The organism is Leptospira kmetyi serovar Malaysia str. Bejo-Iso9 (assembly GCF_000243735.2).
GTDB lineage: Bacteria > Spirochaetota > Leptospiria > Leptospirales > Leptospiraceae > Leptospira > Leptospira kmetyi.
Window position 1 is genome coordinate 1,685,366 of record NZ_AHMP02000003.1, and the last position, 20,128, is coordinate 1,705,493.

Annotated in this window: 23 protein-coding genes; 12 read left to right on the top strand and 11 right to left on the bottom strand. The window is 45.3% G+C overall.

Translation table 11 applies throughout. From position 1 onward, the window contains the following. Positions 1 to 27: 27 nt before the first annotated feature. From LEP1GSC052_RS10295 to LEP1GSC052_RS10325, 7 genes are all read left to right on the top strand, one after another. A complete protein-coding gene (locus LEP1GSC052_RS10295; RefSeq protein WP_010575714.1) occupies positions 28 to 207 on the top strand; it encodes a tautomerase family protein in 180 nt (59 codons plus the stop codon). A 57-nt stretch (positions 208 to 264) separates the two neighbouring features. After that, a complete protein-coding gene (locus LEP1GSC052_RS10300) occupies positions 265 to 1,035 on the top strand; it encodes a YdcF family protein (protein ID WP_010575715.1) in 771 nt (256 codons plus the stop codon). 103 nt (positions 1,036 to 1,138) lie between these two features. Then, positions 1,139 to 1,534 carry a cytochrome c maturation protein CcmE domain-containing protein gene (locus tag LEP1GSC052_RS10305; protein ID WP_010575716.1) on the top strand — a complete coding sequence of 132 codons (396 nt, stop codon included), beginning with the start codon at positions 1,139 to 1,141 and terminating at the stop codon, positions 1,532 to 1,534. A 21-nt stretch (positions 1,535 to 1,555) separates the two neighbouring features. Further along, positions 1,556 to 3,745: a heme lyase CcmF/NrfE family subunit gene (locus LEP1GSC052_RS10310; protein WP_010575717.1), complete on the top strand. Its 2,190-nt coding sequence runs from the start codon at positions 1,556 to 1,558 to the stop codon at positions 3,743 to 3,745. Next, positions 3,742 to 4,341, top strand: a complete 600-nt coding sequence (locus tag LEP1GSC052_RS10315) for a cytochrome c-type biogenesis protein (RefSeq protein WP_010575718.1) — start codon at positions 3,742 to 3,744, stop codon at positions 4,339 to 4,341. The genes LEP1GSC052_RS10310 and LEP1GSC052_RS10315 overlap by 4 nt, the downstream gene beginning before the upstream one ends. Beyond that, complete coding sequence (locus LEP1GSC052_RS10320; protein ID WP_010575719.1) at positions 4,341 to 4,754, top strand: zinc ribbon domain-containing protein; 414 nt, start codon at positions 4,341 to 4,343, stop codon at positions 4,752 to 4,754. The genes LEP1GSC052_RS10315 and LEP1GSC052_RS10320 overlap by 1 nt, the downstream gene beginning before the upstream one ends. Then, complete coding sequence (locus tag LEP1GSC052_RS10325) at positions 4,721 to 5,428, top strand: hypothetical protein (protein ID WP_010575720.1); 708 nt, start codon at positions 4,721 to 4,723, stop codon at positions 5,426 to 5,428. Before LEP1GSC052_RS10320 ends, LEP1GSC052_RS10325 begins: the two co-directional genes overlap by 34 nt. A 225-nt stretch (positions 5,429 to 5,653) precedes the next feature. On the opposite strand, the gene LEP1GSC052_RS10330 is transcribed toward LEP1GSC052_RS10325, so the two are convergent. Together LEP1GSC052_RS10330 and hisE are read right to left on the bottom strand one after the other, a co-directional pair. Further along, positions 5,654 to 7,630 (bottom strand): hypothetical protein, encoded by a 1,977-nt coding sequence (locus LEP1GSC052_RS10330; protein ID WP_020986022.1) that lies wholly within the window; start codon positions 7,628 to 7,630, stop codon positions 5,654 to 5,656. Position 7,631: 1 nt separating this feature from the next. After that, a complete protein-coding gene (gene hisE / locus LEP1GSC052_RS10335) occupies positions 7,632 to 7,910 on the bottom strand; it encodes a phosphoribosyl-ATP diphosphatase (RefSeq protein WP_010575721.1) in 279 nt (92 codons plus the stop codon). A gap of 131 nt (positions 7,911 to 8,041) precedes the next feature. Between hisE and LEP1GSC052_RS10340 the strand changes: the two genes are divergently transcribed. After that, positions 8,042 to 8,863, top strand: coding sequence for a tetratricopeptide repeat protein (locus tag LEP1GSC052_RS10340; protein ID WP_010575722.1), 822 nt, complete (start codon positions 8,042 to 8,044; stop codon positions 8,861 to 8,863). Between the two features lie 6 nt (positions 8,864 to 8,869). On the opposite strand, the gene murC is transcribed toward LEP1GSC052_RS10340, so the two are convergent. From murC to rsmH, 7 genes are read right to left on the bottom strand one after another with little or no spacing between them, the layout of a single operon-like run. Next, entirely contained in the window at positions 8,870 to 10,255 is a 1,386-nt protein-coding gene (gene murC, locus LEP1GSC052_RS10345; RefSeq protein ID WP_020985538.1) for a UDP-N-acetylmuramate--L-alanine ligase, read from the bottom strand. A 2-nt stretch (positions 10,256 to 10,257) separates the two neighbouring features. Beyond that, positions 10,258 to 11,334, bottom strand: coding sequence for a UDP-N-acetylglucosamine--N-acetylmuramyl-(pentapeptide) pyrophosphoryl-undecaprenol N-acetylglucosamine transferase (locus tag LEP1GSC052_RS10350; protein WP_010575724.1), 1,077 nt, complete (start codon positions 11,332 to 11,334; stop codon positions 10,258 to 10,260). Next, positions 11,331 to 12,485 (bottom strand): FtsW/RodA/SpoVE family cell cycle protein, encoded by a 1,155-nt coding sequence (locus LEP1GSC052_RS10355; protein WP_010575725.1) that lies wholly within the window; start codon positions 12,483 to 12,485, stop codon positions 11,331 to 11,333. The genes LEP1GSC052_RS10350 and LEP1GSC052_RS10355 overlap by 4 nt, the downstream gene beginning before the upstream one ends. Beyond that, on the bottom strand, positions 12,482 to 13,594 hold the full coding sequence (gene mraY, locus LEP1GSC052_RS10360) for a phospho-N-acetylmuramoyl-pentapeptide-transferase (RefSeq protein ID WP_010575726.1): 1,113 nt from the start codon (positions 13,592 to 13,594) through the stop codon (positions 12,482 to 12,484). The genes LEP1GSC052_RS10355 and mraY overlap by 4 nt, the downstream gene beginning before the upstream one ends. A 56-nt stretch (positions 13,595 to 13,650) precedes the next feature. Further along, complete coding sequence (locus LEP1GSC052_RS10365) at positions 13,651 to 15,258, bottom strand: UDP-N-acetylmuramoyl-L-alanyl-D-glutamate--2,6-diaminopimelate ligase (RefSeq protein WP_010575727.1); 1,608 nt, start codon at positions 15,256 to 15,258, stop codon at positions 13,651 to 13,653. After that, the gene (locus LEP1GSC052_RS10370; RefSeq protein WP_010575728.1) at positions 15,233 to 15,595 is read right to left on the bottom strand and encodes a hypothetical protein; all 363 of its coding nucleotides are present in this window, start codon (positions 15,593 to 15,595) and stop codon (positions 15,233 to 15,235) included. The genes LEP1GSC052_RS10365 and LEP1GSC052_RS10370 overlap by 26 nt, the downstream gene beginning before the upstream one ends. Next, the gene (gene rsmH / locus LEP1GSC052_RS10375; RefSeq protein ID WP_156892116.1) at positions 15,596 to 16,600 is read right to left on the bottom strand and encodes a 16S rRNA (cytosine(1402)-N(4))-methyltransferase RsmH; all 1,005 of its coding nucleotides are present in this window, start codon (positions 16,598 to 16,600) and stop codon (positions 15,596 to 15,598) included. It abuts the gene before it with no gap. A gap of 36 nt (positions 16,601 to 16,636) precedes the next feature. On the opposite strand from rsmH, the gene LEP1GSC052_RS10380 reads away from it, so the two are divergent. Continuing rightward, a complete protein-coding gene (locus LEP1GSC052_RS10380; RefSeq protein ID WP_010575730.1) occupies positions 16,637 to 17,158 on the top strand; it encodes an HIT family protein in 522 nt (173 codons plus the stop codon). Between the two features lie 253 nt (positions 17,159 to 17,411). Here the strand turns inward: LEP1GSC052_RS10380 and LEP1GSC052_RS10385 are convergent, their stop codons facing one another. Beyond that, the gene (locus tag LEP1GSC052_RS10385; RefSeq protein ID WP_040912953.1) at positions 17,412 to 18,266 is read right to left on the bottom strand and encodes a CheR family methyltransferase; all 855 of its coding nucleotides are present in this window, start codon (positions 18,264 to 18,266) and stop codon (positions 17,412 to 17,414) included. A 13-nt stretch (positions 18,267 to 18,279) separates the two neighbouring features. Further along, positions 18,280 to 18,531 (bottom strand): STAS domain-containing protein, encoded by a 252-nt coding sequence (locus tag LEP1GSC052_RS10390; RefSeq protein ID WP_244265278.1) that lies wholly within the window; start codon positions 18,529 to 18,531, stop codon positions 18,280 to 18,282. Between the two features lie 92 nt (positions 18,532 to 18,623). Between LEP1GSC052_RS10390 and LEP1GSC052_RS10395 the strand changes: the two genes are divergently transcribed. From LEP1GSC052_RS10395 to LEP1GSC052_RS10405, 3 genes are read left to right on the top strand one after another with little or no spacing between them, the layout of a single operon-like run. After that, the gene (locus LEP1GSC052_RS10395) at positions 18,624 to 18,878 is read left to right on the top strand and encodes a hypothetical protein (protein ID WP_020985663.1); all 255 of its coding nucleotides are present in this window, start codon (positions 18,624 to 18,626) and stop codon (positions 18,876 to 18,878) included. Then, complete coding sequence (locus LEP1GSC052_RS10400; RefSeq protein ID WP_010575734.1) at positions 18,875 to 19,624, top strand: menaquinone biosynthetic enzyme MqnA/MqnD family protein; 750 nt, start codon at positions 18,875 to 18,877, stop codon at positions 19,622 to 19,624. Before LEP1GSC052_RS10395 ends, LEP1GSC052_RS10400 begins: the two co-directional genes overlap by 4 nt. Positions 19,625 to 19,675: 51 nt before the next feature. Continuing rightward, complete coding sequence (locus LEP1GSC052_RS10405; protein ID WP_010575735.1) at positions 19,676 to 20,128, top strand: acyl-CoA thioesterase; 453 nt, start codon at positions 19,676 to 19,678, stop codon at positions 20,126 to 20,128.

The following is a 20,128-nucleotide window of genomic DNA, read 5'->3' on the forward strand; positions in this document are numbered from 1 at the left end:
TCTTCAATCTAAACGGAGTCGTTTCCCATGCCTTACGTAAATCTGCAAGTCGCCGGTCCTCTTACGCGCCAACAAAAAGAGGAAATCGTAAAAGAATTTTCCGAAACCTTACACAGAGTCGCCGGTAAACCTCCCGCGGTTACCTACATCGTAATCGAAGAAGTCGCCAAAGAAAACTGGGCCGTCGGCGGAAAACTGCTCGAATAACTCCGAATCGTTTCGTTAATCCAATAAGGAGAACGGGACGGTCGTCCCGATCCATTCATGTCCACAATCTTATTTTCGATTTCCAAACTCGTTACGCTCGTATTGTTTCCTTTGTCCTTGGTTCTTGTGATTCTTCTTTTCGTCGGGGCCAAACTTAGGACCTGGAAGGAAAAATTCTCGGTTTGGATTCCGGTTTTGTTTCTCTGGATCTTATCCACGAGCACGGTTTCGCAAACCCTCATCCGATCTTTGGAAATTTATTATCCGCCCGTTTCGCTCGAAAAAGTTCCGAAGGCGGACGTCATACTCGTGTTAGGCGGAATGGTTTCCACATTGAGCGTTCACGACGAACCCGTGGAACTCTACAACAGCGCCGAAAGACTCACCGAAACGGTGCGACTTTACAACGCCAAAAAGGCCCCGAGAATTCTATTCTCCGGAGGTTCGGGAAATCTTTTTTATCAGGAAGTCCCCGAGTCGGAACCGGCCGGAAGATTTTTAAAACAGATGGGAATTCCCCATTCTTCCCTGATCCTGGAATCGAAGAGTAGAAACACGGCGGAGAACAAAAGTTTTGCGGTGGAGTTACTCAAAGAGCACGGTTGGACCTCGGTGATTTTGGTCACTTCTTCCTTTCATATGAAACGATCCGTGGAAATCTTTCAGGAAAAGGGAATCACGATCATTCCGTATCCCACGGACTTTAGAACGCAGAAATCGGTTCTGACCTTGGATAACTTTTTTCCATCCACTTCCTGCCTCGAAAACTCGACGATCTCGATCAAGGAATGGATCGGAATTCTCGTTCATAAGATCCGAAATTCCTGATTCGGGTTTAGAATGGAATAAAACGGGGATATTTCCACTTTTCTCCGTCCGTCCGTTCTGATTTCATGGTCTAAAACAAAAACAATCGATCGGAACTTTAACGATGAACATCAAATTTACGGTCCTCGCAGGGATCATCCTTTTATCCCTCGGCTCCATCGCGTATTTCTCTTCCAAGGAAACTTCTTACACACTTCTCGACGCTTCCGAACTCGCCGCTTCCCCCGCCAAATACAACGACGACCTTTTGAGAGTGAGAGGTTTTGTGAAGTTGGGCTCCGTGGTTCGGGAAGGCAAAACCGCGAAGTTCATCTTAGAATTTAACGAAAAACAAATCCCCGTTTTTTTTACGGGAGAATCCCTCCTCCCCGACGCCTTTAAGGAAGGAACCAGAGCCCGAGTCGACGGTTATATGAAGGACGGGGTTCTCGTCTCCAATCACGTGGAAGCGAAATGCGCTTCCAAATACGAAGCCGATTATTCGGAAGAAAACAAGTAAAAAGGATTCCAATTTTCTAATATGAATGATTTCGGCGCACTTTGCATCATAACCTCCTTCGCGATTCTTCTTTTTTCGATCGTTCAAACCTCGTACGGAATCTGGAAGGACGACAAACAAGCCGTCGAACTCGGACGATATACTTTGATGGCCAACACCGCCGTCATTCTTCTCGCGTTTATAGTTCTTCTCGTTCAACTTTTCAGAACCGATCTTTCCAACTACTATGTCGTGATGCATTCGAACGAACACCTTCCGTTGTTCTACAGACTTACAGGAATCTGGTCGGGTTCCTCCGGTTCGCTTATTTTTTGGAATCTTCTTCTTTCCCTGTTCACGTTTATCGTTTTGTGGCAAACCCGCGAACTCGTTCAGGATAGAATTCCCGTCATGAATCTTACGTTAGCCGCAATCGCGGCTTTCTTTTCGTATCTCGCCGTTTTTTATCCGGACGCGCAACCTTTCCGCGAGTTTCAACCCGCGGCCGTGGCGGGAAGAGGACTCAATCCTCTTTTGCAACACTGGGCGATGGTCATCCATCCTCCGATTTTGTACATCGGCTACGTCAGTTTTGCGATTCCGTTTGCGATCGCGGCTTCGGCTCTGATCACGGGACATCTTTCCGAAAACTGGTTTCGTTTCGTAAGAAGATGGACGATCTTCTCTTGGTTCTTTTTGGGAACGGGAATTCTTCTCGGTTCCAAATGGGCGTACGAAGAATTGGGTTGGGGCGGTTATTGGGCCTGGGATCCGGTCGAAAACGCATCGCTTATGCCTTGGCTTTTATCGACCGCGTTTCTTCATTCCATGATCATTCAGGAAAGAAGAGGAATGTTAAAGTTTTGGAATATGCTTTTGATCATTCTCGCGTTCCATTTTTGTTTATTGGGAACGTGGATCACACGAAGCGGAGTTCTCGAAGGCCCCCACAGTTTTTCCAAATCCACGATCGGAACCCCTTTTATCATCTACATCGGAGTCAGCTTCTTTTTCTTTCTCGGATTTTTGATCTATCGCAGGGACGCGCTCAAACCGGAGCGCAACCTCGAAGCGATGACTTCCAAGGAAGGAAGTTTTCTATTCAACAACTTCCTTCTTGTGATCGCAACCCTTGCGATTCTTCTCGGAGTGTTTTCTCCTCTTCTTTACGGAAGAGAATTCAAAGCGCCTTGGTTCAATTCTTGGGGGGTTCCTTCGGGAATTCTTCTGATCCTTTTGATGGGTTCTGCTCCGCTTCTTGCGTGGAGAAAGGGCGCGGATAAGATTTTCTTTTCCACTCTCTTCAAACCGTTGTTAGTCGGAATCGCGGGCGCGGGCGCTTACATTCTTTTTTATACGCAGAACTTTACGATCAGCGATTATAGCCTCGGAGACGTTTTGGGAGAAGTATATTCGGTCGTCGCGGTCGGTCTCGGAATTTTTACGATCGCGGGAATCGCGCAGGAATATCACAGAGGGATCGTCGCCAGAAAGGCTTCTTATCCGAGTGAGAATTATTTCTTTGCCGGTTTTAGAATGCTTTTGAAAAACAAAAGAAGATACGGCGGTTATCTCGTTCACTTGGCGATGGTGATTCTTTTTATCGGCTTTGCGGGAAACGCGTTTAAACAAAACACGTCCATTAAGTTTTTCTACTTCTTAAACGCTCCCGAAAAAAACGAGATCGTTTATTCGAGCCAGGACACGGGGGTTCTCGGAAACTATCAAATCTCCGCGAACACGCTGAAGATCAAACCTCTCGTAAACGGAGACGCAAAGAACGGACTCAACATTCAGAACGTGATCGTTTCGCACGAGGCTACGTTTTTGGTAAAACGTCATCTGAAAGAATTTTCCACGATGGTTACCGAAAGAAGATTTTATCCGCAGATCTCCCACCTGAGCGGAGACTTTGAAACTCATATTCCCACGAGCGAACCCGCGATCACTTCCACGCCGAAAGAGGATCTTTATATACAACTCGGAGCGATCGAACATTCCGATCTTTCGGATGAGAATCCGGATCTTCCTCTTTTGTTTATGAATTATCTTTTTACGAACGAGAATCAACCGGTCCGCAAACTCGAAAACTTCAACCGGTTTCCGAGACAGATCGTGGCCAACTTGGAAGTTTGGGTGAACCCTCTCGTAAAATTCATCTGGGCCGGATCTTTGCTCTTTTTCTTTTCGGGTCTTTTGATTCTTCTTCCGATCGGAGAATCCAGATCATGAAAAAAGAATATTCTAAATTTATAATGTTTTTGGCCGTTTTGGGCGCGGTTGGAGTTCTTCCCGCGCTTGGACTTTCGAACGTTTCCCCGGATTCCACGTTCACCAATCTCACCGAACCGGATCAGATCCGAACCTTTCACGAAGTCACGTCCAGAATCCGTTGTATTTGTATTCCTTCGATTACGATCAAAAGTTGTTCCTTTAACAATTGTACCGTTTCCGCAAAACTGAAACTGTTTATCGAAAATCGGATTCAAAAGGGAGAAAGCGCGGACGTAATCGTAAACAAGATGGTCAACGGTTTCGGAGAAGAAGCCCTGACCGATCCGGTGATTCAAAAGTTCGTGGAAGCAGGAAATACCGGAATGGCGAACTCGGTCGTTTTCGGTTTTGGGGAGAATATTCTTGCGACTCCCGATTCGACTTGGATCAACCTAAGCCTCGCACTCGCGGGTTTACTCGGAATTCTTTTTATCTACTTATACATCAAACGTAAAAACCCGAACGCGGCCAAACTCGAGTCGGACAAAACCGTCAAACAAGGCGAAGATTCTTTTCATAGATATCTTTCCGAAATACAGGAAAAACAGAAGTAATGGATCTTTTACTCATTCCGTTTTATATCGTTCTTTTAGGAATCGTAGTTTCCCCGTTTTTATACGTTCGTTTTGCGATCAACGCAAAGGCTTCCGAAACGGAATCCGAAAAACAGGAACTCATCAATCGACGCGAAGTCATCCTCGAAAATTTACGGGACATCAAAATCGAATTCGATACGGGCAAACTTACCGAAACGGAATTTCAAAACATCTCTTCCGGAATCGTAAAGGATCTGGAAGATTTCGACGAGAAGATCCGAGTCATCGCGCAAAACATTCCGAAACCGATTCAGGCTTCTTCTCCGAGTTCGGGAGAAATTCTCACCAAATACTGTCACGAATGCGGTTTTAAAATCGAAATTTACGGAGCGAAATTTTGTCCTTCGTGCGGAACCAAACTGATCGTATAAATCCGATTCCGGCGGAGAAGGCCGAATTTGCGCGAAAAGAACTTTCGTTTTTTATAATATTCTTATATTTTATTTTTATTTTAGACTGTTCGGGCAAAACCTTAAAGCTCAAGGGAGAACCGAACCGTCTCGCCGAACTTCCCTACTACGGCGCGGGTTTTTACGTTTCCGCGTCCAAAATCGAAAAAGAGGATTTGGACGAAATTCGTAAGGACCTCAAAAATGAACTGGCTTCTCGAATCCCCAAGGATCGAGTGGATCGATGGAAAGAAGTAAACTCTCTCAACGGAAACGAAGGGATTTATATTCTGTTTCAGATCGTTCCCGAAACGAGGGTTTTGCCCGAGTTTTTGGAGTTTCAATTTTCCTTAAACGATAAGGCTTCCGAAAGAATTTGGAGTTATTACGCGCAGACGTTTACCGCGAGGGTTCGTAATTCCAGATTTTCCGCGCTTCCGGTTTATGGAACGTTCGGATATCCGTATCACACCGTTCCGCCCGGCGTTTATCCGTCGGGAACGATTCTTTACGATTCCGACGTGACCGCGGAAACGGAACATATCTATCGTTTTTTGGTGCGTTTCCCGAAGGATGCGCTGAACAAAAATTCGCCGAGCAAGAACATCTTTCAGGTCGTCACGCCTGCCAAGTCCATTCTTCTTTTTGAATATTAGAATTCCATGAAATATAGGCACTCCATTTTCCGCAGGAGTTCCTACGTTTTTTGCGGTTATTTTTTCGTTGAATCGAGGATGTTTTTTATGATATTTGGATTTTTCGTAAAACTTCCCGCCGCCTAAACTCAGCGATTTGCTCCTATGGTCGCTCGTCACCCACCGCTTTACGTCGCGACCCGTAGGGAGCGATGTATTGAGTTTTCGGGCGGGGCGCGCTTGATTTCACGGAAGAGTTGTCGGAACTCGACCGAAATATTCCCGAATCAAAAGTTGTTTCAATTCTTCGTCGTTCTTATTCGCATAAGGAAAACCGTAGAGTGTGTTTCGATACGCTTTTAAATCGAACGGATAATAAAAACCTTTTTCGGTTTCGGCCACTGCCTTGAAGTTTCCTTTTCCTAAAAAAGCGAAGCTTAATATCGTCGCCCAACGTTGTTTCGTCCAAAGTTCCTCTTCGCTTAACAATCGGACTTCGTAATAAAAATGATCAAGCAATGGGTTCGGAAGCGAAGCCGCGGTTTCCTCGATGTATTCTTTATAACCTTGAGGCAACAGACGAACGTAATGACCCGGAAAACCCTTACCCGGCAGACGCGCCAAAAACGGATCGATGATTCCCAAAAGATCGATCCAATGAACCCCCGGCCCTCCGTAATAACCCGCTAAACCGACATTGGTCGTAACGTGCACACGTTGTGCGGGTTCCACTTCCGTCGCCGCATTTCGTCGGACTCGAATCGACTCGATCGTTTCCGCATTTTCGTTTGTTACGCTTCGCTTGTTTGTTGCGGTAAGTTCGTTCATTACTTCGTGTTCGTTTGTTTCTGCGACGGAACCGGGGAAACCGATCTTCTTACCATAAACGGCCCAGGGATGTGTTTCCGGAGTCACCCCTTGTAACCAACGTTTTAGGGAAGAATTGTCCTGATACGAAGCCCTTTCGTCCACCACGCCCTTCTCCACTCGAACCGGAGATCTCACAAATGTATAACGAAACGGGCTCGCCGGGTGCGCCAAAAAATAAAACGCGACAAACGCGCAAAAAACGAATGTTATTTTTTGAATATTCAAATTCGATTGTTCAACACGGAGAACCCCGAAAAGACATTGGGAAAAAACGGAAAGAATCAAACAGGTTCCCAAAAATCTCCCCGCCATAAAATCCCCTCCGACCCAAAGGAGATACAAAAACGCGAGTGCGATCGAACCCGCGTTCAAACCGAGAATCGCGCGTTCTTCTTTCGATAACTTCCATCGAAACTTTAAAAATCGGCGTAGAACCGGACTTGCAAGATCCGCGAAAATCCAAAAAAAATGAAGACCGAAAACGAAAATTACGATCGGATCCCATTTCAAACTGATCCGCAGATAATCCCAACCCGCTCCGATTCTTTCCGAAAAACTCGATAAAACGTTTGTCTTTGCGTAAAAGGTGTTCGGAAAAAAAGAACCGTAATAAACGAGGGAAAATCCAAAATAAAAAACCAAGGGGAATATTCCTAAAAAGGAATATTTCAAAAATGGAATGCGATTGCCCCGATAGATTCTCCCCAAAATAACAAAACCGGGAAGAATCAAAAACAAACCCAGATCCAAACGGGTCAAAAGCAAAAGCGCGGATAAAAATCCGATTTCTATCGAGTCTTTTCGAATCGTTTCAATCGGCTTCCTTTCCGACTCCGTCGATTCCTTTTCCGTTTCGATCGATTCCCGACCCGCATACAAGGAATAAAACTTAATCTGAAAAATCAAAAGAAGTAAAAATGAAAGAGGATTCTCAAGCCCTGAAGTATTATAATCTATGAATATTCGAGAAGAAAAAAATACACCGAACGACGAGACGATCCACAAAAGGCCGTTCTTAACCCTCAAAAACGTAAACCAATAAACGGATAAAAAAAGAATTCCACAGACAAAAGAAAGCAGATACGCCGAAATAGAAATCTCTCGAACCGCCCACTCGATCGGAATCAACAAAAACAACCAAAGCGGATGCGTAAAGACTTGAACCCTTTCGAGAGGATTCCAACGCAAACCGAAACCGTTCAAAAAATTATCGACTACGCGAAACGTGATAAACGAATCGTCGCTCAGCCAAGCGCTTTGATAAAAAAGAAAGATATAAAGTAAAAGGAAAAAAAGAGAAAGGACGATTCTTCCGGAAATTCTTTTAAAAAAGACGATCGCCGGAAGATCCATTTTAAGAATGGCGTTTGCGAAGTTCTTCCACGATGTCTTGCAGAGAAATTCCCTGTTCGACGAGCAACACTTGCAGATGAAACAGAAGATCGGCGGCTTCGTGTGTGAGTTCTTTTTTGTCGGAATTCTTAGCCGCGATGATGACCTCACCGGCCTCTTCCCCGACTTTTTTGAGAATTCGATCCACCCCGCCTCGGAATAAATCCGCGGTATAAGATTTATCGGGAAGATCCTGTTTTCTTTTTTTTAGAATGCTTTCCAACTGTAATAAAAATTCCATGAGTCCGGGTTTCCTTTACAAAATCTGCCCCTAGTTTTCCGGGACTCATGTTCTCCGACAACCGTATTTTTGGGATTCTTCCAAAAGAAAACGCTCGCTAAAGCGTTCGCAAAAGAGTCTGATGATTGAGAATGAAGAATCTACGTTTTCCAGTTTCCGTATTTTTGCTGATCCTTTTCGTTTCCCCCGTCGCCGCCGAAATCCAATGGGAAAAATCGGTTAAGACCGCGTTTGCAAAAGCGAAGGCCGACGGCAAACCGATCTTCATCGACGTCTATGCCGATTGGTGCAGTTACTGCAAAACTCTGAAGAATGAAATCTATCCGAAAAAGGAAGTTCAACTCGAACTCTCCAAGTTCGTCGCTCTTTCTTTGGACGGAGATACGTTTCCGAATTTAAAACGCAAATACGGAATCAAAGGTTATCCTTCGATTCTCTTTTTGGATCGGAACGGAAGTCTGATCGATAAGATCACGGGGATGCCCGATACGAAGATGATTCTCAAGTTGCTTCGAGGAGCATACGCACGTAGAAACTTGGAAAAGGAATATCTCGACGTTTTATCCAAGGACCCGAACGGAATCAAAGCCAACTTTCAAGTCGGAGTTTATTATTTCGAAGCGAGAGAATATCCGAAGGCGATCCAATTTTTTCAAAAGGCTCTCGAATCCAACGATCCCAAAAACGCAGATAAAAAACACGACGCGTTGTTTAATTTAGGAATTTCTTATTTAGAAACCGGAAACTTCAAGTCCGCCGTTTCGACGTTCAACGCCTACGTATCCAAATATCCGAGCGGAGATTTGTCCTCGGTTTTATTCTTTCGAGCGAACGCCTACGAAGAATTGAACCAAAAGGAAGAAGCGAAGGCCGACTACAAAAAGGTTTTGGAGATGACTACCGATCCGGACGAGAAGAAGGATCTTCTGATCCGAATCGAATCTCTAAATTAGAATATTCTAATCTTTTAAAAAAGCAAGTCCCCAATCCCGGACGTTTCCCGCTCCGAGAGTCACGAACTTGTCTCCCGGTTTTAGAAAATTTTTCAGGACGGAAACCCCTTCTTCGATTTCTTTGGGAAGAATTTTCGCGGAAACCTTCATCGCATCCGCGATGAGTTCCGTTTTGACTCCGTCGATCGGGTCTTCCCCCGCGGAATAGATCGGCAAAAGATAAACCGTTTCTCCCGTATCGAGGCTTTCCGCAAATTCCCGATAAAGATTTTGAGTGCGCGTATAACGGTGGGGTTGAAACAGAATGATGGCCCTTCCGTCTTTTTTCAAACCTTCCATGGATTGGATCACCGCTTTGATCTCGGTGGGATGATGTCCGTAGTCGTCGTAGACCTCGATTCCGTTTTTACTTCCCATGTATTCGAGTCTTCTGCTGACGCCGGAATAATCCGGGATCTTCGATACGAGTTCCGCGATGTCCGCTCCGGCCTCGTGACCTGCGAGAACAGCGGCAAGCGCGTTTTTCAGATAGTGTTCCCCGGGATATTTTAGAGAAAACGAATATTCTTTTTTTTGAAAGCGAAAGAACAAAATCCCGTCTCGGATCGTATATTTCGCCACGCGAGAATCTTCGAGGGTCGATACGATCGCGTTCGACGTTTCTTCCTTCGCGAATCCTAAGATTTTAGATCGATCCCCGATCAAATTCAAAGAATCCACGATTCCGATATCGTCCAAGTTGAGTATCAGTCTCCGAGTCGTACGATCCATATAACGGGCGAATGCGCTTAACAAATTCTCCCTTGTCTGATAATAATCGAGATGATCCTCGTCTACGTTCGTAAGAATTCGGATTTCCGCATTATGATTGTTGAATGTTCCGTCGGACTCGTCGGATTCGAAAACGCCCCATTCTCCCTTGCCCCAAAAGCCGCCCTTTCCGTTTAAAAACGCGACCTCTCCGCCCACCATCACGGACGGGGACATCCCGCATCGTTCCAAAAGAAACGCGGTCATCGCGGTCGTCGTCGTTTTACCGTGCGAACCCGCGACGGAGATTTGTTTTTTTTCGGACATGACTTGATGCAACAATTCCGATCTGTGCACCAAAGGAATTCCCCGATCGCGAAATTTTTTGACCAACGGATGGGAATCCAATCGGATCGCGGAGGAATAAACGGCGAGATCGTAATTCTCCACCGAAAGCGTATCGGATTTATGCAGAACGGTCCCGCCGTCCGATACGAGTTTTTCCACAACGGAAGAATGTTTTCCATCGTAGCCGCCCACTTTCAATCCCTTGCTCAAAAGCAGAAATGCGAGCGAAGACATTCCGGAACCGCCGATTCCGAGAAAGAACGGTCTTTGAAAGTTTTTCCAATCGGAGTTCATCTTCAATCGAGGGAGAAAAAATATTTCGCGGTGTCTTTGGACGCTTCGACGTGGGAACACTGAAGCGAACTGATCGACATGTCGTTTAACAAATTCACGTTATTCGCCATTTGATCCAAAATCCGAAAAAGATGGGATTCGTCCTCGTCCTTTTGATCGATGACGACCGCGGCTCCGTTCATTTCGAAGTACTTCGCGTTGGCCATCTGATGATCGTCCTTTGCGTACGGATAAGGAATCAGAATCATCGGCAATGCGAATGCGGCGCATTCGGAAAGAACTCCCGAACCGGAACGTGCGATCACGAAGTTGGCCCATTCGTAGTGTTCTTTCATATTGTCCGAATAAGAGATGAGTTCGGCGTCCTTTTTGGTTTTTTGGGAAACCTCCTCATACAACGCGGAGCCGGTCAATACGCGAAATCGAAACTGTGTGTTGATCTCTTCGTGACCCATCAACGCGACCACGATGTTGTTGATCTGTCTCGCGCCTTGGCTTCCGCCCATCACAAGAACGTTGAATTGTTTTTTCTTCTTTGTATCGTATTTTTCGGAGAACTTTAAGGACATCTTCGGAATCGTCTTCTTTCGAAGAGGATTTCCGAGAACTTGATAATCGCACGGGATCGCCGAATTCTTCGGTGGAAAACTGAAGGCGGCCTTGTTCGCAAAACGGAAAAACAAACGGTTTACGTTTCCGGGAACCGTGTTCTGTTCGCAGAGATAAACCTTCTTTCCGAAAACGATTCCATAAAGAATAGAGGAAACCGTGGAATAACCGCCCATTCCGATGACTACATCCACATTCAATCTTCTGAATAAAAGAAAAGTCTTGAGTATTTGATACGTATAACGAAAAGGAAACAGCAGAATGTTGCTCGAAAGAGGCGGAAGGTCGTGCCAAAGAACGGGACAAGGAGCCTGTTCCAGATCCGGGTTGTTCCGATTTCTTACGAGAGAATAAAGATATAAATTTTCGAATCCGATTTTTTCCTTCATTTCGGTCAATACTTCCGCCAAGGCGACGCCCGGTGAAATATGTCCGCCGGTCCCGCCGGCCGCGATTACGATCGATCTCATAGACCCAGGTTTTCCTTTCGCGTAATATTGACAAGAATTCCAAGAGAAATCAACACGATGAGAATGGAAGATCCTCCGTAACTCACGAACGGCAAACTGATCCCCGTGATCGGAAAGATTCCCGTCACTACGAACATGTTGATGATGAACTGCGTTCCTAAGATGATCAGAATTCCCGCTCCCAAATAAAATCCGAAAGGATCTTTGACCTTTTGGACGAGATAAAAACTTCGGAATAACAAAAGAAGGACGAGAAAAATAAAAGTCGCAAACCCTAAAAAACCGAAATCTTCGACAAACGTCGCTAATACGAAGTCCGTATGGCTGTATGTTAGATATCGATGCGCGTAACCCGAGGCCAATTTATTTCCGAACCAGCCTCCGTCCAAAAAAGCGCGAAAAGACGTTACGAGCTGATGGCCTTCGTCGAAACGATAACGATACGGATCGAGCCAGACCTCCACGCGTTTTTTACGATAACCCACCCGATCGATCAGAATGTAGATCAAAGGAAGAGAAACGATCCCCACAACCAATAGATTCCGAAACGGAAATCCGAATAAAAAGATAAAACCCAAAATGACGAATAGAATTTCAAGAGTGGTTCCGAACGCGGGTTCCACGAGAATCAAAACGATGACGGTCAACAAAAGCACGGTGGGAATCAGAAGCTTTTTGTAATCGGGAGTGGATTCCAACTTCAACTTTTGAAACAGAGAAGCGAGATAAATGAGAACCGCGACCTTTGCCATCTCGGAAGGTTGTAGCTGATACGGACCGATCGCGATCCATCTGTGGAAATTTCTTCCGTAATACGTGGAAACGGACTTACCGACTCCGGGAATAAAAACCAAAATCAAAAGACCGATCGCGACGATCATTCCGACTAACGCGAGTTTTTCGAGCTTCTGATACGGAAACGCCGAAAAGAAAAAGAAAAATACGAGACCGATGCAGGTCCAGATCGCCTGTTTTTTTAGGAAATATTCGGAATCCTTAAATTCTCTCCAAGCGGTTATACTCGAAGAGGAATACATCACGCAAAGTCCGGTGAAAAGAAGAATGAATATCGTAACGATCAAAAGAACGTCCAGAGAATTCTTTCCCGGAAGCCAAACCTCCCTCCACTTTCTTGCGAGAAAATCGATCATTGAATTTTCAATGTGGATAAGGAGATGATCGCGAGAATGACCGCGATGATCCAGAAACGGATCACGATCTTGGTTTCTTTCACGCCGCCCAACTCGAAGTGATGGTGCAAAGGAGCCATCTTAAAGATTCTTTTGCCGGTGAGTTTAAACGAACCGACTTGAAGAATCACAGAAAGCGCTTCGCTGACAAAGATCGCACCTAAGATCAAAAGAAGAATTTCCTTTTTCAAAAGAATGACGACCATCCCGAGAGTCGCTCCCAAAAAGAGAGAACCTGTATCGCCCATAAACACCTGAGCCGGATGCGCGTTGAACCAAAGAAAACCCAAAAGAGCTCCCGCAAGAGCGGAAAGAAAAACGGAATATTCGTGAGCGCCCGGAAGATACGGAATGTTCAAGTAATTCGCGACGATCGGAGTTCCGGAAAAATACGCGATGATTCCGAGAGTTACCACTGCGATCGCGACGGTTCCGGTCGCGAGTCCGTCCAAACCGTCCGTAAGATTTACGGCGTGCGAAGAACCGATGATCACGATGATCGAAAAGGGAATTGCAAGAACGCCTAACGCGATCACGGGGCCTTTTACGAACGGAAAAAACAGATCCGTCAGATGAAAAGGAATTTTACCGGAATGTCCGAACGGGGTCACACCCGTATAATAAAAGAATAATATACAAAAAGCCAGAGAGATCAGAATCGAAAGAACGAACTTGGTTCTCGCGCGCATTCCCCCCTTGATCTTTTTGACGGACTTCATATAATCGTCCGCAAAACCCAAGGCGGAAAAACAAAGAGAAAAACCGGCGAGCATAAGAACATTCAAATTCTTTAAATTACCCCAGAGCAGAACCGAAAGCAAAAGCGAACCGATGATCAAAAGACCGCCCATCGTCGGCGTTCCCTTCTTCGCTTCGTGGGATTTAGGACCGTCGTCCCGAACCGATTCCCTAAACTTCAAACCGTATAAAAAGTCGATGACCTTATGTCCGAGCCAAAACGTAACGAGCATGGAAGTCAAACCCGCCATCAACGCGCGGAAGGTAACGTAACTGAAAATCCGAAGAGAATCCAAGTGATTGAAGTAAAGATCGTAGAGATAATAAAACATTTTGCCTGCCCTGTTTTCAAAAAAACGGAGTGTTCTTTTTTTGTATCGGAGAATTTTTAAAAAAGACCGAACGCTTTTTGAACTTCTTCCACATCGCTGAAACGGCGTTTTTCCTTACCGATGATTTGATATTCTTCGTGTCCCTTTCCTGCCACAAGAAGACAACCGCCTTCCGGCAAAGCCGCCACTCCTTCGGCGATCGCACGGGCCCGATCGACCTCGCGTAAAAGAGGTTTAAAACCCGGAGAAAACCCGGTTTGAATCTCGTCCAAAATCGATTCGGGCGGTTCGGTTCTCGGGTTGTCCGAAGTGAGAATGACCTGATCGGAAAGTTCCTCCGCGATACGCGCCATCTTAGGACGTTTGGTTCTGTCCCGATCGCCTCCGCATCCGAACAACGTGATCAAACGTTTCGGCTGAGAATCCCTGACGCTGGAGATTATATTTTCAAGCGCGTCCGGAGTATGCGCGTAATCGACGACCGCCATCCGAGAACGGTCTTTGCTGTAAACGATCTGAAATCGCCCCGGGATCTGAGGAATTTTTTCCAAGGAAGAAAGCATCTTTTGAAGATCCAAACCCAACCGAGCGCCCGTGATAAACGCGAGAGCCGTATTACGCACGTTAAACGAACCCAAAAGATTGGTATGGATCGTACATTCGCTGCCTTCGGTTTGTCCTTTTACGTCGTTCGGCAAAACGATCGTGTAAGAAGTTCCCTGCAACGTCAAAGAAAGATCGTCGACCTTCCATTCCTTGGAAGGACCGTCTAACGCGTCTACGGACAAACCCGCCAACTTGTTTAGAATTTTATCATATAAATCTTGACCGCCCGGAGAAGCGTAATCCAAAACCGCAAACGGAGATTTGGATCGGTCCAGAATTTCGAACAAACGAAACTTGCTTTCGAAGTAATCGTTCATATCGGAATGAAAGTCGAGATGATCCTGAGTGAGATTGGTGAAAACTCCGGCTTTGATCGCAATCCCGTTCATTCTTCCGAGTTTGAGTCCGTGAGAACTCGCTTCCATAAATACCGTCGTTACGCCCGAATCCCTCATCTGTTTCAAAATCAGATTTAAGGAAGAAGCGTCGGGCGTCGTATAACCCGTGTCGATCAACCGATCTCCGAACTTCACTCCGATCGTTCCGATGAGTCCGCAGTTTTTTCCCTGATCCGTTGCCAAAGCGAAAAGAATGTTCGTAAGCGACGTTTTTCCGTTTGTTCCGGTCACGGCTACGATTTCCAAATCCTTGGATGGATCGCCTAACAAGAAAGATGCGATCGGACCTTGGAGTTGTTCGGGATCGCCTTTGTATTCCAAAACGGTTTTGGAAGAAGGAATCTTAAAGGACGAAGTGGAATCGTTTGAACCTGCGATCGCAGTCGAAGTTTCATTTTGCAAGTTCGAATTCGTAACCGCGCCCTTTTCGACCGCGACCATCGCGTCTTCGCTTAACAAAATCAGGGAAGCCTTCGTGTTCGTTATGAATTCTTCCCTTTTGGAACCGATCGAATCGGCGACGCAAAAGATATCGGATTCGTTCGCCCTTCTCGAATCGGATTGGATATAATCGACTTCGATCGAATCCGGATTCTTATCCGAAGGAAGCGATCTGATTTTGAGTTCCGGAAATTTATGGAGAAGGCTGGTTAACTTCATTCTCGTCTTCGTTCTTTTCGGGAGGTAAATTCAACGTGATGATTCTATCCCCCACGGTGATGGGAAGATAGTTGTATGTTTTTCTATAAAGGGTTTCGATTCTTCTTGCGGACGTATAAGTGGCGACTCCGATCTTTAAGTCGTCGTTCTTTTTGATCTGTTTGATTTTTTCGCCCGTAGCGATTCCGATCTCGCGGTTGAGTCTTGCGACCTGGACGTTCTGCCAAACATAAAGAAAGAATAAACTTAGGAACAAAACGACCTTGCCCAGATTCCAAAATAAAATTCCGAGATCCTTCCAAACGGGACGACTGAAAAACGCGGAAAGCGACGACATCTATTCTTCCTCTTCCTCGAAATCTTCCTTTCTATATTTTTTATCGACCGATTTCGTTTTTCTAAGCACTCTCAATTTTGCGGAACGGGAAGCCGGATTCTCCCTTGTTTCCTCTTCGGAGGGAAGAATCGGTTTTTTGGTGAGAAGTTCAAAACCGTTTTGTTTCGCATAATCGCGAAGGGAATTTTTTACGATTCTATCTTCCAGAGAATGAAACGAGATGACTTGAATCACCCCGCCCAAACGCAAAAGATTCAAAAGAGAATCGAGTCCTCTTTCGATATGGGCCAACTCCTGATTGACCTCGATGCGAAGCGCTTGAAAGATCCGAGTCGCGGGATGTCTTCCGGGAGGCCAAAACTTACGCGGTATGATTTTGGAAATGAGATCCGCGAGATCGGACGTATAAGAGATCGAATTTTGTTTTCTTCTTTCTACGATGACCTCGGCGATCTTCTTGGACCAACGTTCCTCGCCGTACGTATAAAAGATATGCATCAACTTGTCTTTGGAATACGTGTTGATTACGTCTTCGGCGCTGAGTCCACCGTCCGGAGTAAGTCGCATGTCAAGCGGTTCCGCTTCCCGAAAACTGAATCCCCTTCCCGAATGAAAAAGATGAAATGTGGAAATCCCGAGATCCAAAAGAATTCCCTGAGGCGCTTCGGTGATTCCGTGTTTGTTTAAAAGATCCGAATCGATGTCCGAAAAATTCGTTTCGATCGGAATCACTCGTTCCGCAAAATCGGAAAGACGGGCGCGGGCCCTCGACAACATGACCGGGTCTAGGTCGCAGAGTATGACTTTGGATTTGGGAAATTCTTTCAAGAAGAGAAGGCTATGTCCGCCTTCTCCCGCGGTTCCATCTAAGAATAAAACGGAATCGTCTTTGGAAAAATTCTCCGCAAATATTCGAAGAATATCGTTTCCTTGAACTGAATAGTGAACCGGTTCCAATCTCGTTCCATTCTTTTCCGAAGTGCCGGTCCTGCAAGGAGATTCTATTTTGACACGGACGAGCGCGGGATTATTCTAGGGTCAATGGAAGAATCGAATTCTACGCAATGGGACGAACCTCGGAAAAATCTTTTTTCAATTCATAAGCTGGATTATGCGAGAGGGAAAAGACCCGAAGTGGATTGTATCCTTTGCGGAATTTGCAGAAAGGATCCGGACGTTCCCAATCTCACGATTTCGGAATCCCCTCTTACGATCGTTTCGGTGAATCTTTATCCGTACAATCCAGGACATCTGATCATTTTTCCGAAACGTCATATTCTTTCCTACGAAGAACTCACTCGAGAAGAGGCTCTTGAAATTCACGAAGGTAGCGTGAAGGCGATTTCGATTCTTAAAAAACTTTGGAACGTTCAGGGTTTCAATCTCGGTTATAACATCGGGAAGAATTCTGGCGGTTCGATTCCTCATATCCACGCGCATATCGTTCCGAGATTTCCGAACGAAGCCGGTTTTTTGGACGTATTAGCAAATTCAAGAATTGTAATCTACGAACCCTACGAAATGCAGAAGGAATGGATTCGTATCTGGGAAGAATTTAAGTAAGTCGTGCGAAGAATCGAACAGAGAGACTTTGTCGTAGTTCCGACGGATTTTTCGTGAAAGGCGGCCCCCACCCGAGTTTGGGTGGTGGTGATGACGAGCGATCCATAGAGAGCGAGGCGCTGAGTTCTTGGCTTTGTGGGAAATTTCCGGCAAAATCCTAATATCAGAAAAACTGCATACGGTCAAGCCGACTTCGATGGCACAATCTTGTCGGAACTCCGACAGATCGCCAAGATCAAATCACGGGTTTTTTCTAATAAATCGTATGTCCGAGAAACTTATAACTTTCCGAAATTCCGAACAAGGTTTCCGAATGACCGATCACAAGAAGACCTCGATCCTTTAATACCTTTTCAAAATTCTCAAATATTTTTTTCTGAGTCTGTTTGTCGAAATAGATGATTACGTTTCTACAAAACACACAATCCATCTTTTCGGGAATCGGATACGGGGTTTCCAAAAGATTCACTTTTCTAAAATCGATCAGCGCCTTCAATTCGGGTTTGGCGTGATAGGATAATTCTCCCCTTTCCGGATCCTTGTGTTTGGTAAAATATTTATTTTTGAGTTTGTCGTCCACCGGTTGAAGACGATCCTCCCGATAAATTCCTTCCTTAGCCGTGTTGATTACGTTCGTATCGATATCGGATGCATAAATCTTAATATCCCATCCGGGTTTGAACGCGAAATATTCGAGACAAGTGATCGCGATCGTATACGGTTCTTCTCCCGTCGAACAGGCGCTGGACCAAATTCTCAGGATTTTTTTTCCGCTCTTTGCGGCCTTTTCTTCCACCGAAGGGAAGAACGTACTTTTTAAAAAATCAAAGTGATGATTCTCGCGGAAGAAATCCGTTTTGTTCGTTGTGATTCGATTGATGAGTTCCGTGAGTTCGCTGTTGAAAAAACCGTGATCCGCGCGCAATCTTCCGATGTATTCGGATACGGTTTTTAATCCGAAATGCCTCGCCCTTCCGTTGAGTCTGGATTGAACCATTATCTTTTTATGATCCGCGAGAAATATCCCGGTTTCTTTATACATGAGGGATTTGATAAATTGAAATTCCTCGTCGGAAATCGTCGTCATCCCGAATTGGCTTTCTGTCATAGTATGGAATGGTTTATAAAGAGCCGAAAACTCTGTCAAGAGATACAAGTCTTAGGATTTGTTTCAGACGAGGAGAAACGTTTTGTGTCTCCACTTCGATTCCCAGACCGCGAACACGATTGGTAAATCCCACCAGAATTCCGAGAGCGACCGAGGAGATCACTTCGATTTGGGAGAAATCCAATACGATACAAGTAGGATTTTTTTCTAGATGCGAATTTAGATAGTTTCGTAGATCCTCGTATTCCATAGTTAGGTCGTTCAATTTCAGAGAGATGGTAACTTTCTCGTTGAAAACCATTGATAAAATTAGACGGTATAAAAAATAGAATTCAACCGCAATATTTTCGAGTCCCTATGGAACCCTTTGAAAGAAACCAAGAAGAAAACGAAGACGATTTTTCGGCCCGATGGGAAACCTCCGATCCGATGTTATTGTCCATCGTGAAATCGTTTTTGGACGCGCAGGAAATCCATTATTTCGTAGTCGGGGAAGAATTGTTCTTTTTGGAAGGAGCCGCCGTTCCCGCCGGAAACCACTCCGCGATCCTTTATATGGGAGAACGGGATTACCCGATCTTATTGGAGTTTTTAGAAAGAGAGCACCGTTGAAAATAGGAATCGTTAAACATCTAAACGCAAGACCGTTGACCTGGGGATTCGAACAAGACAATAAACACGAAATCGTTTCGGACAATCCCGCAATACTCAAAGACTATCTTTTAAACGGAGAAATCGATCTCGGTTTGATCTCTTCCATCGAATGTCTTCGCAACGAAAAAATTCTCAACACGTATTACGCGACCGGCGTATGCGCGCGAGAAAAAGTAAGATCCATTCTATTCTTTAAAAACAAAAGGGAAGAATTTCCGCCGCGTTTGATTCTTACGGACAACGGTTCGAAAACGAGCATGTCCTTAGTGAGAGTTCTCGTTCACGAAGAAAGCGGAGTCGTGCCGGACGTACGACCTACGGATTCGAATACGATTCAGGAACAGATCGAAAACGGAATCGGATCTCATATGCTTTTCGGTGACAACGCGCTTCTCGCAAAATGGAATCCGGATTTTTACGAGGTCAAGGACTTAGCGCAATGGTGGAACGAGATCACCGGTCTCGGATTTATCTTCGCGCTTTGGGCGAGTAAAAAACCTTTGGAAGCGGAAGATTCCCTCTTCATTCAATCTTTGGAATATGGAATTTCTCACATAGAGGAAATCATTTCGCACGAATCGAGGCTTCCCGAATCCGTGGTCCGAGAATATCTCACAAGAGAACTTCACTACAAAGTGACGGAAGAGGATCGAAACGGATTCTTACTCTTCGGCGATAAATGCAAAAAATTGAATCTTTTGTAGATCGATAAGAAAATCAGACCGACGATACGAAACAATCAAGGACGACGATCCATGGCTTCTAAAATTTCAAAGGAAGATTTCGAATTTTTTCACACTCTCCGAGTGCGTTATGCGGAATCGGACCCGCAAGGAATCGTATTCAACGCGAATTATCTCGTCTACTTCGACGTCGCGATCACGGAATATTTCCGCGCGCACGGTCTTCCCTACGGGGATTCGATTTCCACACACGAAATCGACTTTCACGTCATCCATACTTCGATCGACTATAAGGCGCAGGCTCGTTTCGATGAAGAACTTCAGATTTTCGTTAAGGGTTCTTATAGCAGCGTGAAAATTTCTTGGGACATCGCGGTCTTTCGGGATACTACTTTAATCTGTTCGGGGATTTTGATCTACGCCGCGGTCGACACGAAAACGGGAAGTTTAAAAAGAATCGATTCTCGGCTCGCGTCTTTATTGAAGCTCGAACCGAAATCGGATCGGACAAAGGGCGTTTCCTAA